Source organism: Geodermatophilus obscurus, from assembly GCF_900115395.1.
Taxonomy (GTDB): Bacteria; Actinomycetota; Actinomycetes; order Mycobacteriales; family Geodermatophilaceae; genus Geodermatophilus; species Geodermatophilus obscurus_B.
Genome location: NZ_FOWE01000007.1, coordinates 40,127 through 58,440, shown reverse-complemented (window position 1 = coordinate 58,440; position 18,314 = coordinate 40,127). Strand labels below are relative to the sequence as shown.

Below are 18,314 nucleotides of genomic sequence, written 5' to 3'. Positions count from 1 at the left end.
CCGCCGGGTCTCAGGCCGGGTGCGGGGGCAGTCGCGGGAGCAGAGCCGCCGTCGCCGTCCCGAGGCCGAGCCCGGTGGCCTCGCGCAGGTCTGCGGGGGTGTCGACGTCGCGGCGCAGGCCCGGCCAGTCCCCGGCCAGCGCCCGTGCTCCCGAGGCGGCGTGCGCGGCGGCGGAGTCCCGGCCGAACCGCGGGTCCAGCGGCACACCGGCGGCGGTCAGCAGCGTGGTGCCCGTCCCGGCGGCGTCGGCGACGAAGCCCCGTGGCGCGGCGGCGGCCGCGGCGAGCGCGGCGGCCAGCTCGGCCGGCCGTAGCGCTGGCAGGTCGGAGGACAGCGCCGCGACGGCGGGGGAGCCGGCGGCTCGCGCCCCGTGCGCCAGCGCCGGGTTGAGGCCGCCATCGGGCTCGTCGGGGACGGTGCGCGCGCCCAGTGCCCGCACCGTCGCCGCGGCCCGCGCGTCGTCGGTGACCACGACGACGTCGTCGACCGCCGGGCAGGCCCGCGCCGCGGCGACGGTGTCGGCGAGCAGGGCGAGGACCAGCTCGGTGTGCAGGCCCCGGCCGTCGGCGCGGCCGCCGCCGGTGAGCGGCGTCAGGCGGGTCTTGGCCGCCTCCAGACGCTTGGCCGGCACGACCAGGGACCACCGCACGATCCCATGTGAGCACACCTGGGGGAGGAGGACGCGCGGCGCGGGACCCCCGGTGCGCGCACCGGCCCGGGGCAGGGTCGATCATGGGCCGTCGTCACGACGAGCGGAGGGATGCCGGTGACCCAGGACCCGACCCGGGGGACCCCCGCGGTCCCCGGGCTGCCGGCACCGCGGCTGCTGCACGAGCGCGGACGGCTGCCCTGGTCGCTGAAGCTGGCCGTCGTCGTGATCTATCCCATCGCCTCGCTGCTGTTCCGGCTGCGCTACCGGAACGGCGAGCGGCTGCCGCGCACCGGCCCGGTGCTGCTGGTGGCCAACCACGTCTCGGTGCTCGACCCGCTGGCCTGCGCCCGGCTGGTCTACGACCACGGGCGGGTGCCGCACTTCCTGGCCAAGGAGGCGGTGTTCAAGGGCCTGGCCGGGGTGATCCTGCGCGACGCCGGGCAGATCCCGGTGGCCCGCGGCTCGTCCGAGGCCCGCGGTGCGCTGGCCGCCGCGGCCGCCGACCTGGAGGCCGGGAACGTCGTCGTCATCTACCCCGAGGGGTCGGTCACCCGAGACGGCGACTGGTGGCCGATGCAGGCCCGCACCGGGGTCGCCCGGCTGGCGCTGACCACGGACGCCGTCGTGCTGCCCGTGGCGCAGTGGGGGCCGCAGCGCGTGCACGACTACCACACCAGGAAGCTGCGCCTGCGGCTGCGCACGCCCACGGACTACTCGATCGGTGAGCCGGTCGACCTCACCGCGCTGCGCGCCGAGGTCCGCGACGGGCGGCCGCTGACCCCCGACCTGCTGCGCGAGGTCACCGACACCATCATGGGCCGGGTGCGTGACCTCCTGGCCGACGTCCGCGGCGAACCGGCGCCACCCGGGTTCGCGGCGCGCCCGCGGCGGTCGCTGCCCGGCGACCTGCCCGGGAGCGCTGCGTGAGCGGCCCGGAGCGCTCCGGGCACGGGATGCGCGCCGCCGTCCTCGGCGCGGGCTCCTGGGGGACGACGTTCGCCAAGGTGCTCGCCGACGCCGGCTGCACGGTCACCCTGCACGCCCGCCGCGCGGAGCTGGCCGCGGCGATCACCGCGACCGGCGAGAACCCCGACTACCTGCCCGGGGTGAAGCTGCCCGGCCTGCTGACGGCCACCACCGACGCCGGGCGGGCGCTCGACGGCGCCGACGTCGTCGTGCTCGCCGTCCCCTCCCAGTCGCTGCGCGCCAACCTGCTCGAGTGGACGCCGCTGCTGCCGCCGGACGCGACGCTGCTGTCGCTGATGAAGGGCATCGAGCTGGGCAGCACCAAGCGGATGAGCGAGGTCATCTGCGAGGTGACCGGCGCCGGCCCCGAGCGGGTGGCGGCGCTGTCGGGGCCGAACCTCGCCCGCGAGATCGCCGAGGAGCAGCCGGCGGCCACCGTCATCGCCTGCCCGGACGGCGACCGGGCCGCGACCGTGCAGGCGGCCTGCCACACGCCCTACTTCCGGCCCTACACCAACACCGACCTGGTGGGCTGCGAGCTCGGCGGGGCGGTGAAGAACGTCATCGCGCTGGCCTGCGGCATCGCCGAGGGGATGGGGTTCGGCGACAACACCCGCGCCTCGCTCATCACGCGCGGGCTGGCCGAGACCGCCCGCCTGGGCATCGCGCTGGGCGCGGAGCTGACCACCTTCGCCGGGCTGGCCGGCCTGGGCGACCTGGTGGCCACCTGCAGCTCGCCGCTGTCGCGCAACCGCACGTTCGGGGAGAAGCTCGGCCGCGGCCTGTCGCTGGAGGAGGTGCAGGCCACCACCCGCCAGACCGCCGAGGGCGTCAAGAGCTGCCGGCCGGTGCTCGACCTGGCGCGCGCCCACGGCGTCGACGTGCCGGTGACCGAGGCGGTCGTGCGGGTCTGCCACGAGGGCGTCCCGGCGGGGCAGATGGTGAAGGAGATCATGTCGCGGGAGGCGAAGCCGGAGTGACGACGCACGCCCGGGCCGAGCCGGAGTGAGCGGTCCCCCTCCCGGCTGGGGTGACGGCACCCGCGCCGTCCGCGCCGGTGAGGCGCCGCCGGTGCCCGGCACGCCGCTGCGCCCCTCGCCGGTCTTCGCCGCGCCCTACCACCTCGGCGACCTGCCGCCCCGGGCGCACGGCGCCGATGCCTACGCCCGCACCGAGCACCCCACCTCCCGCGTGTTCGAGACCGCCGTCGGGGAGCTCGACGGGGGCCGCTGCCTGTCCTTCTCGACCGGCATGGCCGCGATCTCCGCCGCCGTCCTGGCGCTGGTGTCGGCCGGCGACCGGCTGGTGCTCCCCAGCGACGGCTACTACACGACCCGGCTGCTGGCCCGCGACGAGCTGGAGCGGCTGGGCATCCGCGTCGAGTACGTGCCGACTCTCGAGATCGCCGGCGTCGCCGCCCGCGGGGACCTCGACGGCGCCCGGATGGTGTTCCTCGAGACCCCGAGCAACCCGCAGCTCGACGTGTGCGACGTCGCCGCCGTCGCCCGGGCGACGAGGGCTGCCGGGGCGCTGCTCGCCGTCGACAACACCACCGCCACGCCGCTGGGCCAGCGGCCGCTGGCGCTGGGCGCCGACCTGACGGTCGGAGCCGACACCAAGGCGCTCACCGGGCACAGCGACCTGCTGCTGGGCCACGTGAGCACCTCCTCCGACGAGGTGTTCGACCGGCTCAAGGGCTGGCGCGACCACACCGGGGCCACCCCGGGGGCGTTCGACGCGTGGCTGGGGCACCGCTCGATGAGCACGCTGGACCTCCGGCTGGCCCGCCAGGCCGGCACCGCGGCGGCGGTCGCCGACGTCCTCGCCACGCACCCCGCGGTGACCGGGGTGCGGTGGCCGTGGCGGCCGGAGGACCCGTCGTACGCGCTGGCGACCCGGCAGATGCTGCGCCCGGGCGGCGTCGTGTCGGCCGAGCTCGCCGACGAGGCCGCCGTCTCGCGTTTCCTGGCCGCCACCCGGCTGTGGGTGGCCGCCACGAGCTTCGGGGGCGTGCACTCGACCGTCGACCGCCGCGCGCAGTGGGGCGGCGACGCGGTGCCCGGCGGGTTCCTGCGCTTCTCCTGCGGCATCGAGGACACCGCCGACGTCGTCGGTGACCTCACCGCCGGGCTCGACGCCGCCCTCGGTGGCGGCACCGCCGCCGGCTGACCGCGTGAGCCGCACGACCCTCGACCGCGTGCTGGCGGCCGGCCCGGTGCTGCACCGCGGCCGCGACGGCGACTACCGGGCGCTGGCATGGGCCGGGGGCGAGCCGCACCGGGTCCGCCGCGAGCTGGTCGGGCCGGCGTGGGAGCCGCCGCGACGGGGCGTGCGGGCGCTGGCCTGCCTGGCGCACGTCACCGACCTGCAGCTGGCCGACGTCTGCTCCCCGGTGCGCTTCGAGTTCTTCCACCGCTTCGAGACCGACCCGCGGATGCGCGCGCTGGTGCCCATGCACCGGCCGCAGGAGGCGCTGACCGCGCACGCCGTCGACGCGCTGGTGCGCACCCTCAACGGCCTGCGCGGCGCTCCGCGCAGCGGCGAGCCGCTGCAGGTGGTGGTGACCACCGGCGACGCCATCGACAACGCCCAGTGGAACGAGCTGGAGCTCTTCCTCGCCGTCCTGCGCGGGGGAGTGGTCTCCCCGGGCGCGGGGCTGACCGCCTACGACGGCGTGCAGGCCTCCGGCTGGCCGCACGACCTCTTCTGGCGCCCCGACGACGACGGCGGGCTGCACCACGAGCGGTTCGGCTTCCCCGCGCGGCCGGGCCTGCTGGAGGCCGCCTTCGCCACCTTCACCGCCGAGGGGCTGCGCGTGCCGTGGCTGGGCTGCCACGGCAACCACGAGGCGCTCATCCAGGGCGTCGGGGTGCCCACGCCGGCCCTGTCGGCGGTCCTCGGGGCCGGGCGCAAGCCGGTCGACGTCGACCCCGCCCTGGCGCTCGACGACGCGCTGGCGCTGTTCACGCACTCCTCGGAGGTGTTCACCACCGCCACCTCCCGGCCGGTGACGCCGGTGGCCGACCGTCGCTTCATCGACCGGCGGTCCTTCGTCGCCGCCCACCTCGCCGATCCCGGGACGCCGGCCGGGCACGGCTTCACCGAGGACAACCTGCGCGAGGGCACCGCCTTCTACGCGTGGGACGGCGTGCCCGGCGTCCGGGTGGTCTGCGTCGACACCACCCGGGTCACCGGGGGCGCGGACGGCGCGGTGGACGCCGCCCAGGCGCGGTGGCTGGAGGAGCGGCTGCGCGAGGTGTCGTCGTCCGCGCCCGGGCCCGACGGCACCCGGGTGGCGACCGGCAACGCCGACCGGCTGGTGGTGCTGCTGTCGCACCACGGGTCGAGCACGCTCACCCGCCCGGCAGGAGGCGACGGGGCCGGCGGGGCCGCACTCGGTGCCGCCGAGCTGCTGGCGCTGCTGCACCGGTGGCCCAACGTCGTGCTCTGGCTCAACGGGCACACCCACGTCAGCGAGGTGCGGGCGTGGCCACACCCGGACGAGCCCGGCCGCGGGCTGTGGGAGGTCGCCACCTGCGCGGTCGTGGACTGGCCCGGGCAGGCGCGGCTGGTCGAGGTCCTCGCCAACGGCGACGGCACGCTGTCGCTGGTGTGCACGATGGTCGACCACGGCAGCCCGGCCCGGCCGCCCGCCGCCGCCGACCCCGCCGCGCGCGAGCCGGCGGCCCTGGCCTCGCTGCACCGGGAACTGGCCGCCAACGTGCCGTGGGCGGGGCTGGGGGCGGGCCTGGCCGGCACGCCCGCCGACCGCAACGTCGAGCTGGTGCTGCGCGCCCCGTTCTGAGGAATGACCCCGCCCGGCATCGCCGGGCAGCGGCTCAGGCGGCGCGGGCGGCCTTGCGCCGGCGGTGGGCGGCCCGGGCGGTCAGCCACCCGCTGAAGGCCAGGTAGTACACGACGTAGGCGAAGGACAGGACCACGACGACCGGGTGCGGGTCGGGGTACTGCAGCAGCAGCACCGCGTAGGTGACCAGCCAGACCACGGTCAGGCCCATGCTCACCTGCCACAGCGCCTCGGTGCGCGACGGGTACAGGTAGCGCACCGGCACGAACACCAGCACCGAGCAGACCACCAGCACGACCCCGGTGACCACCTGCGACAGGTCCAGCACGACCGCGTAGAAGGCGACGACGTTCCAGTAGCTGGGGAAGCCGAGGAACGTGTGGTCGTCGGTCTTCGCGTCGACCCGGCAGAACTGGTAGCTCGAGGCCAGCAGCGGCAGGGCGGCGAGCGCCCACCCGGCAGGACCGTGCGGCAGGGCGCCGGTGGTCCACAGCAGCACCATCGGCGCGAAGACGTACGTCAGGTAGTCGACGATGTTGTCGAGCAGCGCGCCGTCGAACCAGGGGATCGTCTCCTTGACCCGGGCGCGGCGGGCGAGCATCCCGTCGGTCCCGTCGATCCACAGCGCCGCCAGCCCCAGCCACAGCGCGGTGATCGCCTCGCCCTCCAGCGCGGCGAGCACGACGAGCAGCGCCAGCACCGAGCCGAGCGCGGTGTAGGCGTGCACCGCCGCGCCGGCCAGCCGCAGCGACAGCGGGTGCCGGCGGCCGGCCGGGACGTCACCGTGCTCGCCGTGCCCCTGCTGCGCCGTCGTCGCCGGAGGCCGGGGATCCACCGGAGGGGCCGCGTTCTCCCGCATCAGGGAGCAGGTTCCCACACCTCGCCGGTGACGACCCTGCGGGAGACGCCGGACGGCCTCCGGGCGTCGACTAGGGTCGGCCGGGATGAGCGGGACAGGCAGGGTGCGCGTCGCGGTCGTGTTCGGGGGGCGCAGCGCCGAGCACGCCATCTCCTGCGTCTCGGCGGGGAGCGTCATCGCGGCCCTGGACCCCGAGCGCTACGACGTCGTGCCGGTCGGCATCGCCCGCGACGGCCGCTGGGTGCTCCCCGACGCCGGCCAGCCGCTGGCCATCACCGACGGGCGACTACCCGAGGTCGCCGGCGGGACGGCGGTGTCGCTGGTCGGCGACCCGGCCGGCCGCGGGCTGGCGGTGCTCGAGCCGACGGCCGCGATCGGCCCCGCGCTCACCGAGGTCGACGTCGTCTTCCCGGTCCTGCACGGCGCCCACGGCGAGGACGGCACCATCCAGGGGCTGCTGGAGATGAGCGGGCTGCCCTACGTCGGGTCCGGGGTGTTCGCCAGCGCCGCCTCGATGGACAAGGAGTTCACCAAGAAGCTCCTCGCCTCCGCCGGCCTGCCGCAGGGCGAGCACGTGGTCCTGCGCGACGCCGGCGGTGCGCTGTCGGCCGACCCGGAGGTGCTCACCGCCGCCGACCGCGAGCGGCTGGGGCTGCCGGTGTTCGTCAAGCCGTCCCGCGCCGGGTCGAGCATCGGCATCACCAAGGTCACCGACTGGGCGCAGTTCCCCGCGGCGGTGGCCACCGCGGCCGCCGTCGACCCGAAGGTCGTCGTCGAGGCCGCCGTCCCCGGGCGGGAGATCGAGTGCGGGGTGCTCGCCGGCCGCGACGGCGGGCGGCCCGAGGCGAGCCTGCCCGCCGAGATCCGGCTCAAGGCCGGCACCGACTGGTACGACTTCAGCGCCAAGTACCTCGAGGACGCCGTCGAGTTCGACGTCCCGGCCGACCTGACCCCCCAGCAGACGCGCGCGGTGCAGGAGGCCTCCTGCCGGGCCTACCTGGCGCTGGACTGCGAGGGGCTCGCGCGGGTCGACTTCTTCCTGGGCACCGGCCCCGACGGTGCCGAGCGGCTGGTCGTCAACGAGGTCAACACGATGCCCGGCTTCACCCCGATCTCGATGTACCCGCGGATGTGGGCGGCCAGCGGGGTGTCCTACCCCGAGCTGGTGGACCGGCTGGTCGCCTCCGCGCTGGCGCGCGCGGGCCGCCCGGCCGCACGGTGAGCCGCGGCGGACGGGTCGCCCTGTCGGCCGGTCTGCTGCTGGTGCTCGCCGGCTGCACCCCCGACGAGGCCGACAGCGCCACCCCGTCGCCGACGCCGGAGACCGCCGAGCAGCTCGGCGACCTGGTGCTCGACGCGGTGCCGTCGGGCCTGGCGCGGATCCCCGACGCCGACCTGCAGCCCCCCGCCGGGGCCAAGACCGTCGAGGACGTCGCCTCCTACGCGCAGGACCCGGCGCGGGAGCGGTCGGTGCTGCGCGACTACGGCTACCGGCACGGCTGGGAGCGGTTCTGGGGCTCGACCACCGGGCCCCTGACCAGCGTCTTCCTCGACCAGTTCGACGACCCGGCCGGCGCCGCCACCTACGCCCGCGACCTCGCCCGCAACGACGCGGAGGTCTACGACGGCGTGCTGCGCCACGACCCGGAGGGCCTCCCCGACGGCTGCAGCCTGCTCATCGTGCCCGGGACCGGCACCGAGACCGGGCTCGCGGGGCCGGCGGCGTTCGCCTGGTGCGGCCACGGCTCGTTCAGCGTCGCGGTGACCGTCGTCGCCGACCGGGAGGAGACGGCGACGGAGGAGCTGCGCGCCGTGGTGCTCGCCCAGCTGGAGGAGCTGCCCGCGTCCTGAGCGCGGTGGCTCAGCGCGGCGGGAGGGTGTCGGCGATCGGCCCGCTGAGGACGGTCACCGGCGCGCTGTCGACGTCGGGGGGCAGGGTCACCTCGACGTACACGGCACGGTCGACCGCGGTCCAGGTGGTCGCCTCCTCGGACTGCTCGACGAACCAGGTCACCGCGTCGATGGTGATCAGGCCCTCGCCGGGCACCAGGGCCTCCGGCTGCGGCACCCCGCACACCAGCACGACCGCGGGGTCGCCCCAGGCGGCGGCGTAGGGGGTGTCGGAGTCGACCAGACGGGCGGGCTCGCCGAGCAGGTCGAGGGGCAGCGCCTGGACGAGCGCCGGGCAGGAGGCGTCGGCCTCGGGGGTGGGCGGCGGCACCTCGACCGGCAGGACGGGCAGGTCCTCGCGCTGGCGGCCGGGCCCGTCCACGTCGGCCACGGCGTCGTCCCCGCTGCCGTCGTCACCGTCACCGTCGTCGCCGCCGAGGACGCGGACGAGCACGAGCACCGCGACCAGCACCGGGACCACGACGGCCACGGCGAGCAGCGCCAGCCGGCGCAGCGGGTCGGGGCGCTCGGGTGGCGCGGGCGCCTGCGTCGCGCCCTGGGCGGGGGTGTCCGGGCTCAGGGGCTCAGATGTTGACGACCGGGCAGGTCAGCGTGCGGGTGATCCCGTCCACCGACTGCACCCGCGCCACGACCAGGCGGCCGAGCGCGTCGACGCTCTCCGCCTCGGCGCGGACGATGACGTCGTAGGGGCCGGTGACGTCCTCGGCCTTGGTCACGCCGGCGATCTCGGCGATCGTCGTGGCCACCTGGGCGGCCTTGCCGACTTCGGTCTGGATCAGGATGTAGGCGTGGACCACGGAACGACCTTCCTCGGGCAGCGCGTCCGGCGGCTCCCCGGCCCCGGCTGGCGGACTCGACCGCAACCTACCGCAGCCCGCGGGGGCCCCCGGTGACCCGGCCCCGGCCGCTGACCGGGCGCGGTGACCTCGCCGACAGCGTGCGGGTGGTCGGTGAGTTCGGCGTCATCGCGCGCGTCGTCGCGCGGGCCGGGTCGGCCGCGGTCGCCGAGGTCGGCCCCGGTGACGACGCGGCCGTCCTGCGGGCCCCCGACGGGCGGGTCGTGGCCACCACCGACGTGCTCGTCGAGGGGCGGCACTTCCGTCGCGACTGGTCGTCGGCCGAGGACGTCGGGCACAAGGCCGCCGCCGCCAACCTCGCCGACGTGGCGGCGATGGGGGGCGTGGCCACCGCGCTGCTCGTGGGCCTGGCCTGCCCGGCCGACACCCCGACCTCGTGGCTGGAGGGCGTGGCGGCCGGCATGGCCGCCGAGTGCGCGCCGCTGGGCGCGGCGGTGGTGGGCGGGGACACCGTCGCCTCGGCGCCGGGCAGCGGCGCGGTCGTCCTGTCGGTCACCGCGCTCGGCGACCTCGGCGGTCGCGCGCCGGTGCTGCGCTCCGGCGCCCGCCCCGGCGACGTCGTGGCCGTGGCCGGGCGGCTGGGCTGGTCGGCGTGCGGTCTGGCCGTGCTCCGCCGCGGCTTCAGCAGCCCGCTGGCGGCCGTCGCCGCGCACCGCCGTCCCAGCCCGCCCTACGCCGCCGGCCCCGCGGCGGCCGACGCCGGCGCCACCGCCATGTGCGACGTCAGCGACGGCCTGCTCGCCGACGCCGGCCACCTCGCGGCCGACAGCGGCGTCGTGGTCGACCTGGACCGGGCGGCGCTGGTGCGCACGATGCTGGAGCCGCCGGGACCGATGCAGCAGGTGGCGGCCGCGCTGGGCGCCGACCCGCTGGCCTGGGTGCTCACCGGCGGGGAGGACCACGCGCTGCTGGCGACCTTCCCGTCCGGCGCGGCGCTGCCGGAGGGCTGGGCGGTGGTCGGCGAGGTGCGGGCGGGTACCCCGGGGGTGACGGTCAGCGGGGAGCCGGCGGCCGACGTCGCCGTGTCGGTGGGAGCGGGGAGGACCGGGCATGTCCACTTCGGCTGAGCGGTCCGCGGGCGAGCACCGGCTGCGCGACGGGTCGGTGGTCGGCCTGCGCGCGGTGCCCTACGACGACCCGGTGGCCCGCGACCTCGTCGACCGGGTGCAGCGGGAGTACGTCGACCGCTACGGCGGCCCCGACGAGGCCCCGGTCGACCCCGCGGAGTTCGTGCCGCCCGCCGGGCTCTTCCTCGTCGCCGAGGTGGGCGGACGGCCCGCGGGCTGCGGCGCCTGGCGCCGGCACACCGAGTCCGCCCGGCCGGACACCGCCGAGATGAAGCGGGTCTACGTCGTGCCCGCCTTCCGGCGGCTCGGCCTGGCCCAGGTGGTGGTCACGGCACTGGAGGAGTCCGCACGCCGCGCCGGCCACCGCTCGCTCGTGCTCAACTCCGGGGACCGCCAGCCCGAGGCGCTGGCGCTGTACCGGGCGATGGGCTACGTGCCCGTCCCGGGGTACGGGATCTACGCCGACGGCGAGGGCGCGGTGTTCCTCGGCAAGGACCTCGGCGGCGGGGACGCCACCGGCCGGGAGGAGCCCTCGTGGGCGTCGTGACGATCTCGGCCTCGTACGGGGCGGGCGGCCCCGAGGTGGGCCCGGCCGTCGCCGAGCGGCTCGGCCTGGTCTTCCACGACCGCGCCATCCCCGCGCGGGTGGCCGGCCGGCTCGGCGTGTCCCAGGACGACGCCGAGGCCAACGACGAGCGGGTCGTCCGCGGGCTGTGGCGCCTGGTGGCCTCGCTCGGCGCCATGCCCGATCCGGTCGGCGGCGTGGTGCCGCTGACCGGGGAGCCCGACGAGCGGGCCTACCGGGAGCAGACGGAGCGGGTGCTGCACGAGATCGCCGACGGCGACGGGGGGGTGGTCCTGGGCCGCGCCGGAGCGATGGTGCTGCGCGGCCGGCCGGACGTCCTGCACGTGCGGCTCGACGGGCCGCCGGAGGAGCGGCTGCGGACGGCGGTGGAGCGCTACGGCCGGCCCGCGGAGGAGTTGCGGCGGGAGATGCAGGGCAACGACCGCACGCGCGAGGCCTACGTGCGGCACTACTACCGGTCCGACCCGGCCGCCGTCCGCCACTACCACCTCGTCGTCGACGGGACGGCGCTGCCGCTGGCGACGGTGGTGGACCTCGTGGTCACCGCGGCCCGGGCACGCGGCATCGGGCACTGATCCCGCGCACGCAGAGGACCCCGGAGGTCACCGACCTCCGGGGTCCCGCGATGACGTGCTGGAACGGCCCCGTCCCGGGCCCCGCCCTGAGCCTGCGAAGGGTGGGGAGGACGGGGTCCTTCGACTAGCCGCGGACGACCTTGCCCGCGCGGATGCAGGAGGTGCAGGCCTTGATGCGGCGGCGGTTGCCGGGGGCGACCAGGGCCCGCACCGACTGGATGTTCGGGTTCCAACGGCGCGGCGTGCGGCGGTGCGAGTGCGACACCGACATACCGAAACCGGGCCCCTTGCCACAGACATCGCACACGGCAGCCACGGTGGATCACTCCCAGAGAATCGTTCGAAACGGCGGTGCACCGACGGCGACCGCGAGACCGTCGACCATCCTAACCGTTCCGGCGGGCCGGTGTCGCCGCGCCCCGGGACCGCCCCGTCGGCACGGGATCGCCGGGACCGGACCGTCGGCGTCCGTGGGTACCCTCCGCCCGTGCTGCAGGCGCTCGACGACGCCGCGGTCGGACAGTGGTGCCGCACCGCGGTCACGGCGCTGTCCGCGGCCCGCGACCGCATCGACGAGCTCAACGTCTTCCCCGTGCCCGACGGCGACACCGGCACCAACCTGCTGCTCACCGCGCAGGCCGCCGTCGCCGCCCTCGAGGGGCGCGGGGCCGGCGAGCCGGTGTGGGCGGCGCTGTCGCGGGGCGCGGTCCTCGGTGCCCGCGGCAACAGCGGCACCATCCTCGCCCAGCTGCTGCGCGGCCTGTCCGACCAGCTCGCCGGCGCCGGGCCAGCCGACGGCCCGGCGCTGGCCGCCGCCCTGCACAAGGCCGCCGACGGCGCCTACTCCGCCGTCGCCGACCCGGAGGAGGGCACCTTCCTCACCGTCGCCCGCGCCGGGGCCGAGGCAGCGGTGGCCGCGGTCGCCGGGGAGCGGACCGGTCTCGCCGACGTTGTCACCGCCGCCGCCGACGGCGCCCACGAGGCCCTGGAGGCCACGCCCGGCCAGCTCGACGCGCTGCGCGCCGCGGGGGTGGTCGACGCCGGCGGTGCCGGTCTGTGCCTGGTCCTCGACGCGCTCGTCACCACCGTCACCGGCGTCGAGCCCGCCCGGCCGCCGCTCGGCCGGCGCGCGCACCGCCACCCCGACCCCGCGCACGTGCCGCACCAGCCGCCGCCGGGGCCGGGCAGCGAGGTGCAGTACCTGCTGGCCGACTCCGACGAGGCCGCGGTCGCCGTCCTGCAGGGCCGCCTGGCCGCCCTCGGCGACAGCCTGGTCGTGGTCGGGGTCGACACCCCGGCCGGCAGGCAGTGGAACGTGCACGTGCACACGAACGACATCGGCGGCGCCATCGAGGCCGGTATCGAGGCCGGCCGCCCGCACGGCATCAGCGTCACCCCGCTCGCCCCGCTGCTGCCCCCGGCCCCGGTGCCCGGCCGCCGCGCCGTCGTCGCCGTCGTCCCCGGCGAGGGGCTCGCGCGGCTGTTCGCCGGGGAGGGGGTGCGCGCCGTGACCTGCGGCCCCGCCGGCGTCACCGAGGACGAGGTGCTCGCCGCGGTGGTCGCCTCCACCGCCGCCGAGGTGGTCCTGCTGCCCAACGACCCCACGCTGACCCCCGTCGCCTCCCGCGCCGCCGAGCGGGCCCGCGAGCTCGGCCGCGACGTCGCCGTCGTCCCCACCCGGTCGCCGGTGCAGGGCCTGGCCGCCGCCGCCGTCGCCGACCCCGGCCGCCGCTTCGGCGACGACGTCATCGGCATGGCCGAGGCCGCGGCGGCCACGCGCTGGGCCGAGGTCGCCGTCGCCCGGCAGGAGGCGCTGACCAGCGCCGGGCCCTGCCGCCCGGGCGACGTGCTGGGGTCGGCGGAGGGCGACGTCGTGGTGATCGGCGCCGACCTCGCGGCCGTCGCCTGCGACCTGCTCGACCGGCTGCTGTCGGCCGGCGGCGAGATGGCCACCCTGCTCGTCGGCCCCGACCCCGCGCTCGGCGACGCCGCCTGGGAACACCTGGCCGCCGTGCACCCGACCGTCGAGGTGGTGCGCTACGAGAGCGGGGCCGAGGTCCCGCTGCAGATCGGGGTGGAGTGACGTGGCGGTCACCCTCGACACCGACCTCGCCCGCGTCCTCGGCGCCAAGACGGCGAAGGCGATGGCCGAGTCGCTGGACCTGCGCACCGTCCGCGACCTGCTGCGCCACTACCCGCGCCGCTACGCCCGGCGCGGTGAGATCGCCCGCCTCGACGACCTGCAGGTCGGCGACCGGGTCACCGTGCTCGCGCAGGTCCGCAAGGTCACCAGCCGGCGGATGCGCAACCGCCCCGGCACGCTCACCGAGGTCACGGTCGGCGACGGCGCCGGGCAGATGCAGCTCGTCTTCTTCAACCGCCGGTTCGGCAAGCTTGAGGAGGGGGCCTGGGGGCTGTTCGCCGGCACGGTCGGGGAGTACCGCCGCACCAAGCAGTTCGCCCACCCCGACTTCCACCTCATCAGCGGCGACGACGACGAGGACTGGGCCCGCGCGCTCATCCCGATCTACCCCGCCAGCAAGGACGTCTCCAGCTGGGTGATCCAGAAGTCGGTGAAGCTGCTGCTCGACGCCGCCGGCGGGTTCGGCTTCGTCGACGACCCGCTGCCCGAGGACCTGCGCGCCCGGCACGGGCTGCTGAGCCTGCCCGCCGCGCTGCTCGACATCCACCGGCCCACCGGCCAGGACGACGTCGAGCGCGCCCAGGACCGGCTGAAGTGGGACGAGGCGATCACCCTGCAACTCGTCCTCGCCGCCCGCCGCCGGGCCGCCGCGCTGGAGCCCGGCACCGCCCGCCCGCGCCGCCCCGGCGGCCTGCTCGACGCCGTCGACGCCGCGCTGCCGTTCACGCTCACCGACGGGCAGCGCGACGTGGGGGAGGAGCTGGCCGCCGAGCTCTCCCGCGACCAGCCGATGCACCGCCTGCTGCAGGGCGAGGTCGGGTCGGGCAAGACCGTCGTCGCGCTGCGGGCGATGGCGCAGGTCGTCGACGCCGGCGGGCAGGCCGCGCTGCTCGCGCCCACCGAGGTGCTCGCCGCGCAGCACGCCCGCAGCATCTCCGCGATGCTCGGCCCGCTGGCCCGGGCCGGCGAGCTCGACGGCGACCCGTCGGGGACGAAGGTCGTGCTGCTCACCGGTTCCCTCAAGGCCGCCGCCCGCCGCGCCGCCCGCGCCGCGGTGGCCGACGGCAGTGCCGGCATCGTCATCGGCACGCACGCCCTGCTGCAGCAGGGCGTCGACTTCGCCGACCTCGGCCTGGTCGTCGTCGACGAGCAGCACCGGTTCGGCGTCGAGCAGCGCGACGCGCTGCGCGCCAAGGGCAACCGGCCGCCGCACGTGCTGGTGATGACGGCCACGCCGATCCCGCGCACCGTGGCGATGACCGTCTACGGCGACCTCGAGACCTCCGTGCTGCGCCAGCTGCCCAGCGGCCGCGGCGGCGTCGCCAGTTCCGTGGTGCCGGTCAGCGACAAGCCCGCGTGGCTCGACCGCGCCTGGGAGCGGCTGCGCGAGGAGGTCGCCGCCGGGCGGCAGGCCTACGTCGTCTGCCCGCGGATCGGCGACGACGACACCGACACCGACGACGCCGACGCCCCCGACGACGCCGACGGCGCCCCGGCGGAGGAGGACGCCGGGGGCGGCAGCGACCGCCGCCCGCCGCTGGCCGTGCTCGAGGTCGCCGAGGCGCTGCACCAGGGCCCGCTGGCCGGGCTGCGGCTGGCGGTGCTGCACGGCCGCATGACGCCCGAGGCGAAGGAGGCGACGATGCAGGCCTTCGCGGCCCGGGAGGTCGACGTCCTCGTCGCGACCACCGTCGTCGAGGTCGGCGTCGACGTGCCCAACGCCACCGTCATGGTCGTCATGGACGCCGACCGGTTCGGCGTCAGCCAGCTGCACCAGCTCCGCGGTCGCGTCGCGCGCGGGAAGCACCGCGGGTTGTGCCTGCTGGTCACCGAGGCCCGTGACACGACGGCGACCGGTCAGCGGCTGGCCGCCGTGGCGGGCACCTCCGACGGGTTCGAGCTGGCGCGCGTGGACCTCGAGACCCGCCGTGAGGGCGACGTCCTCGGTGCGGCCCAGTCGGGCAGGCGGTCCACCGTCAAGCTGCTGTCGCTGCTGGAGGACGAGGAGCTCATCGCCGCCGCCCGCGCCGAGGCGACCGCCCTGCTGGCCACCGACCGCGGGCTGGCCGACCACCCGGGCCTGGCCGCCGAGGTCGCCGCGCTGGCCACCGACGAGCGCGCGACCTACCTCGAGAAGGCATGACGCGCCTGATCTCCGGGGTGGCCGGCGGGCGGCGGCTCACGGTGCCGCCGAGCGGCGTGCGGCCCACCGGCGACCGCGCCCGCGAGGGCATGTTCAACAGCATCGGCACGCTGCTCGACCTCGAGGGTGCCGCCGTCCTCGACCTCTATGCCGGCTCCGGCGCGCTCGGCCTGGAGGCGCTCTCCCGCGGCGCGCGGGAGGTCGTGCTGGTCGAGAACGGCCCGCGGGTGCTGCCCGTGCTGCGCGCCAACGTCGCCGCCGTCGGCCTGCCCGGGGCGCGGGTGGTCGCGGGCTCGGTGCCCACCGTCGTCGCCGGCGCGCCGCCGGCCCGCTTCGACCTCGTGCTCGCCGACCCGCCCTACGCCGTCCCCGCCGAGGAGGTGCGCGGCGTGCTGAGCGGGCTGGTCACGGGGGAGTGGCTGGCGCCGGGGGCGGTCGTCGTGGTCGAGCGGTCCTCCCGCGAGCGGTCGTGGGAGTGGCCGACACCCCTGACCCGGATCCGCGAGCGCCGCTACGGGGAGGCGTTGCTCCGGTACGGTCGCCTCCCGTGAGACGAGCCGTGTGTCCCGGGTCGTTCGACCCGGTCACCAACGGGCACGTCGACGTCATCACCCGGGCGGCGGCGCTCTACGACGAGCTGGTCGTCGCCGTGCTGGTCAACCCCGGCAAGGCCGGGCTGTTCTCCGTCGACGAGCGCATGGAGCTGCTGCGCGAGGCGGTCGCCGAGCTGCCCAACGTCGTCGTCGACAGCTTCAGCGGCCTGCTGGTCGACTACTGCCGCAGCCATGACATCCCGGTGGTGGTGAAGGGGCTGCGGGCCGTCGGCGACTTCGAGTACGAGCTGCAGATGGCGCAGATGAACCGCGAGCTCGCGGGTGTGGAGACGCTGTTCGTGCCCACGGCCCCGCAGGTCGGGCACCTGTCCTCCAGCCTGGTGAAGCAGATCGCCACGTTCGGCGGCGACGTCTCGCGGCTGGTGCCGAAGGGCGTGCTCGACCGGCTGCTGGCCCGGCGCGACGGGGACCGGCCGTGACCGAGGTCGTGTACCGGCTCTACGAGACCGTCGACGAGCTCAGCCGGGTCATCGAGAACGCCCGCAGCGTGCCCATGTCGGGCTCCTGCATGGTGCCGCGCGACCAGCTGCTGGACCTGCTCGACGACCTCCGCGAGAACCTCCCCGACGAGGTGCACGCCGCCGGCGCGATCGTCGAGCAGCGCACCGAGATCCTCGAGCAGGCCCAGGCCGAGGCCGAGCAGCTCACCGGCCGCACCCGGGAGGAGGCCGACCGGCTGGTCGCCGCGGCCCGCCGGCAGCGCGAGGAGGTCCTCGGCACCGCCCGCCGGCAGCGCGACGAGCTGCTGGCCCGCGCGCGGGCCGAGGCCGAGGACCTGCTGGCGCAGGCCGAGTCCCAGGCCGACCGCATGGTCGCCGAGGCGCGCGCCCACCACGAGGCGCTGCTGGCCGACGCGGAGGCACAGCAGGCCGAGATGGTCGCCGCGGCTCGCGCCGAGCACGAGCGCCTGGTCTCCGAGACCGAGGTCTACCGGGGCGCGGTCAGCCGCTCCGACGAGCTCGGGGCCCAGACCGTCGCCGAGGTCGCCCGGATGCGCGCCGAGGTCGACGAGTACGTCGACACCCGGCTCGCCGACTTCGGCAGCACCCTCGAGCGGATGCTGCGCTCGGTGGAGAAGGCCCGCGACACCCTCCGGGAGCCCTGACCGCGCGGTCTCCCGACGATCAGGTGACCTGATCGTCGGGCGTCCTCCCGCACGTCCCACCGTGAGGGAGGACGCCCCATGATCAGGGACCCTGATCGTGGCCGACCGGGCCCGGACGGCGCCCGCGCAGGATCGGGTAGTCTCGGTTGCTGGTCCGCCGGTGCCGATCCCGGCCGGATCCCCTCCCACCTGACGACCGCGAGTACCGACATGCCTGCCGCACCGACCGACCGCCCAGGCGCCGCGTCCACCCACGCCCGGCGCCCCGCCGCCAACCCCTGGGCCGTGGAGCTGCGCGAGCTCGGCCGCCGGCCCGGCTCGATGCAGGAACTCGACCGCACGATCCCCGCCCCGGCGGACTGGCGGCTCGAGCTCATCGGCGTCCCCGAGGGCGCTCCGGTGCACCTGCGGCTGCGCCTGGAGTCGGTCATGGAGGGCGTGCTCGTCTCCGGCGACGTCGAGGTCCCGGTCGAGGGCCAGTGCGCCCGGTGCCTGGACCCGGTCGAGGACACCCTCGAGCTCGACGTCCAGGAGCTGTTCGCCTACCCGGGCAGCACCACCGAGGCCACGAGCGAGGAGGACGAGGTCCGCCTCGTCGAGGGTGAGCGCATCGACCTCGAGCCGATGGTCCGCGACACCGTCGTCCTCGCGCTGCCGCTCTCGCCCACCTGCACCGAGGACTGCGCCGGGCTGTGCGCCGGCTGCGGGCAGCGTGTCGACGACCTCCCGGCCGACCACTCCCACGAGCTGGTCGACCCCCGCTGGGCCGGTCTCGCCGGCCGTTTCACCACCGGAGCGGTCGCCGACCGTCCGGGCGACCCTGAGGAGAACTGACCGTGGCCGTCCCGAAGCGGAAGATGTCCCGCGCCAACACCCGCGCCCGCCGGTCGCAGTGGAAGGCGAGCGCCCCCACGCTCACCCCCTGCCCGAACCGCGCCTGCGGCCAGCTCAAGCCGCCGCACCAGGCCTGCCCGAACTGCGGCCAGCACGCCGGCCGCCAGGTCCTCTCGGTCTGACCCCGCAGGACGTGG

At 76.6% G+C, this 18,314-nt stretch carries 21 protein-coding genes; 16 read left to right on the top strand and 5 right to left on the bottom strand.

The genetic code is table 11. The annotated features are described in order from the left end of the window. Positions 1-10: 10 nt before the first annotated feature. Positions 11-649: a 2-phospho-L-lactate guanylyltransferase gene (cofC, locus tag BM165_RS14715; protein WP_244274236.1), complete on the bottom strand. Its 639-nt coding sequence runs from the start codon at positions 647-649 to the stop codon at positions 11-13. A gap of 111 nt (positions 650-760) precedes the next feature. Here cofC and BM165_RS14710 point away from each other — a divergent pair, with 111 nt between their 5' ends. The 4 genes from BM165_RS14710 to BM165_RS14695 are packed head-to-tail and all read left to right on the top strand — an operon-like array spanning position 761 to position 5,423. Continuing rightward, a complete protein-coding gene (locus BM165_RS14710) occupies positions 761-1,579 on the top strand; it encodes a lysophospholipid acyltransferase family protein (RefSeq protein ID WP_083427376.1) in 819 nt (272 codons plus the stop codon). Further along, on the top strand, positions 1,576-2,598 hold the full coding sequence (locus BM165_RS14705; RefSeq protein ID WP_244274235.1) for an NAD(P)H-dependent glycerol-3-phosphate dehydrogenase: 1,023 nt from the start codon (positions 1,576-1,578) through the stop codon (positions 2,596-2,598). Before BM165_RS14710 ends, BM165_RS14705 begins: the two co-directional genes overlap by 4 nt. Before the next feature lie 25 nt (positions 2,599-2,623). Continuing rightward, positions 2,624-3,787: a cystathionine gamma-lyase gene (locus BM165_RS14700; protein ID WP_075014312.1), complete on the top strand. Its 1,164-nt coding sequence runs from the start codon at positions 2,624-2,626 to the stop codon at positions 3,785-3,787. 4 nt (positions 3,788-3,791) lie between these two features. Next, positions 3,792-5,423 (top strand): TIGR03767 family metallophosphoesterase, encoded by a 1,632-nt coding sequence (locus tag BM165_RS14695; protein ID WP_177225206.1) that lies wholly within the window; start codon positions 3,792-3,794, stop codon positions 5,421-5,423. Between the two features lie 34 nt (positions 5,424-5,457). Here the strand turns inward: BM165_RS14695 and BM165_RS14690 are convergent, their stop codons facing one another. Beyond that, the gene (locus tag BM165_RS14690) at positions 5,458-6,282 is read right to left on the bottom strand and encodes a CDP-alcohol phosphatidyltransferase family protein (RefSeq protein WP_244274234.1); all 825 of its coding nucleotides are present in this window, start codon (positions 6,280-6,282) and stop codon (positions 5,458-5,460) included. A gap of 85 nt (positions 6,283-6,367) precedes the next feature. Here BM165_RS14690 and BM165_RS14685 point away from each other — a divergent pair, with 85 nt between their 5' ends. Together BM165_RS14685 and BM165_RS14680 are read left to right on the top strand one after the other, a co-directional pair. Beyond that, entirely contained in the window at positions 6,368-7,504 is a 1,137-nt protein-coding gene (locus tag BM165_RS14685) for a D-alanine--D-alanine ligase family protein (protein ID WP_075014310.1), read from the top strand. Next, positions 7,501-8,133 carry a hypothetical protein gene (locus tag BM165_RS14680; protein ID WP_075014309.1) on the top strand — a complete coding sequence of 211 codons (633 nt, stop codon included), beginning with the start codon at positions 7,501-7,503 and terminating at the stop codon, positions 8,131-8,133. Before BM165_RS14685 ends, BM165_RS14680 begins: the two co-directional genes overlap by 4 nt. A gap of 10 nt (positions 8,134-8,143) precedes the next feature. On the opposite strand, the gene BM165_RS14675 is transcribed toward BM165_RS14680, so the two are convergent. Both BM165_RS14675 and BM165_RS14670 read right to left on the bottom strand, forming a co-directional pair. Then, a complete protein-coding gene (locus BM165_RS14675; RefSeq protein ID WP_083427375.1) occupies positions 8,144-8,662 on the bottom strand; it encodes a DUF3515 domain-containing protein in 519 nt (172 codons plus the stop codon). A gap of 94 nt (positions 8,663-8,756) precedes the next feature. Then, positions 8,757-8,990, bottom strand: a complete 234-nt coding sequence (locus BM165_RS14670; protein ID WP_075014307.1) for an Lrp/AsnC ligand binding domain-containing protein — start codon at positions 8,988-8,990, stop codon at positions 8,757-8,759. 92 nt (positions 8,991-9,082) lie between these two features. Between BM165_RS14670 and BM165_RS14665 the strand changes: the two genes are divergently transcribed. From BM165_RS14665 to BM165_RS14655, 3 genes are read left to right on the top strand one after another with little or no spacing between them, the layout of a single operon-like run. Beyond that, entirely contained in the window at positions 9,083-10,117 is a 1,035-nt protein-coding gene (locus BM165_RS14665; RefSeq protein WP_075014306.1) for a thiamine-phosphate kinase, read from the top strand. Beyond that, on the top strand, positions 10,101-10,664 hold the full coding sequence (locus BM165_RS14660) for a GNAT family N-acetyltransferase (protein WP_075014305.1): 564 nt from the start codon (positions 10,101-10,103) through the stop codon (positions 10,662-10,664). The genes BM165_RS14665 and BM165_RS14660 overlap by 17 nt, the downstream gene beginning before the upstream one ends. Continuing rightward, positions 10,652-11,278, top strand: coding sequence for a cytidylate kinase-like family protein (locus BM165_RS14655; RefSeq protein WP_075014304.1), 627 nt, complete (start codon positions 10,652-10,654; stop codon positions 11,276-11,278). Before BM165_RS14660 ends, BM165_RS14655 begins: the two co-directional genes overlap by 13 nt. Before the next feature lie 124 nt (positions 11,279-11,402). On the opposite strand, the gene rpmB is transcribed toward BM165_RS14655, so the two are convergent. Continuing rightward, a complete protein-coding gene (gene rpmB, locus BM165_RS14650) occupies positions 11,403-11,585 on the bottom strand; it encodes a 50S ribosomal protein L28 (RefSeq protein WP_432276817.1) in 183 nt (60 codons plus the stop codon). Positions 11,586-11,765: 180 nt separating this feature from the next. Between rpmB and BM165_RS14645 the strand changes: the two genes are divergently transcribed. From BM165_RS14645 to rpmF, 7 genes are all read left to right on the top strand, one after another. Then, the gene (locus BM165_RS14645) at positions 11,766-13,361 is read left to right on the top strand and encodes a DAK2 domain-containing protein (RefSeq protein ID WP_075014302.1); all 1,596 of its coding nucleotides are present in this window, start codon (positions 11,766-11,768) and stop codon (positions 13,359-13,361) included. Position 13,362: 1 nt separating this feature from the next. Then, positions 13,363-15,564 (top strand): ATP-dependent DNA helicase RecG, encoded by a 2,202-nt coding sequence (recG, locus tag BM165_RS14640; protein ID WP_075014301.1) that lies wholly within the window; start codon positions 13,363-13,365, stop codon positions 15,562-15,564. After that, positions 15,561-16,115, top strand: a complete 555-nt coding sequence (gene rsmD / locus BM165_RS14635; RefSeq protein ID WP_075014300.1) for a 16S rRNA (guanine(966)-N(2))-methyltransferase RsmD — start codon at positions 15,561-15,563, stop codon at positions 16,113-16,115. The genes recG and rsmD overlap by 4 nt, the downstream gene beginning before the upstream one ends. Continuing rightward, positions 16,112-16,597, top strand: a complete 486-nt coding sequence (coaD, locus tag BM165_RS14630; RefSeq protein WP_075014299.1) for a pantetheine-phosphate adenylyltransferase — start codon at positions 16,112-16,114, stop codon at positions 16,595-16,597. Before rsmD ends, coaD begins: the two co-directional genes overlap by 4 nt. Then, positions 16,594-17,283: a hypothetical protein gene (locus tag BM165_RS14625; protein ID WP_075014298.1), complete on the top strand. Its 690-nt coding sequence runs from the start codon at positions 16,594-16,596 to the stop codon at positions 17,281-17,283. The genes coaD and BM165_RS14625 overlap by 4 nt, the downstream gene beginning before the upstream one ends. Positions 17,284-17,493: 210 nt before the next feature. Then, entirely contained in the window at positions 17,494-18,117 is a 624-nt protein-coding gene (locus BM165_RS14620; protein ID WP_075014297.1) for a YceD family protein, read from the top strand. Between the two features lie 2 nt (positions 18,118-18,119). Next, positions 18,120-18,299 carry a 50S ribosomal protein L32 gene (gene rpmF / locus BM165_RS14615; protein WP_075014296.1) on the top strand — a complete coding sequence of 60 codons (180 nt, stop codon included), beginning with the start codon at positions 18,120-18,122 and terminating at the stop codon, positions 18,297-18,299. Positions 18,300-18,314 lie beyond the last annotated feature (15 nt).

Bases quoted from the DNA above. Each gene is read 5' to 3' on its own strand.
- BM165_RS14710 (WP_083427376.1), top strand. From the start codon at position 761: ATGCCGGTGACCCAGGACCCGACCCGGGGGACCCCCGCGGTCCCCGGG.
- BM165_RS14690 (WP_244274234.1), bottom strand. From the start codon at position 6,282: ATGCGGGAGAACGCGGCCCCTCCGGTGGATCCCCGGCCTCCGGCGACG.
- BM165_RS14685 (WP_075014310.1), top strand. From the start codon at position 6,368: ATGAGCGGGACAGGCAGGGTGCGCGTCGCGGTCGTGTTCGGGGGGCGC.
- BM165_RS14660 (WP_075014305.1), top strand. From the start codon at position 10,101: ATGTCCACTTCGGCTGAGCGGTCCGCGGGCGAGCACCGGCTGCGCGAC.
- rsmD (WP_075014300.1), top strand. From the start codon at position 15,561: ATGACGCGCCTGATCTCCGGGGTGGCCGGCGGGCGGCGGCTCACGGTG.
- BM165_RS14620 (WP_075014297.1), top strand. From the start codon at position 17,494: ATGCCTGCCGCACCGACCGACCGCCCAGGCGCCGCGTCCACCCACGCC.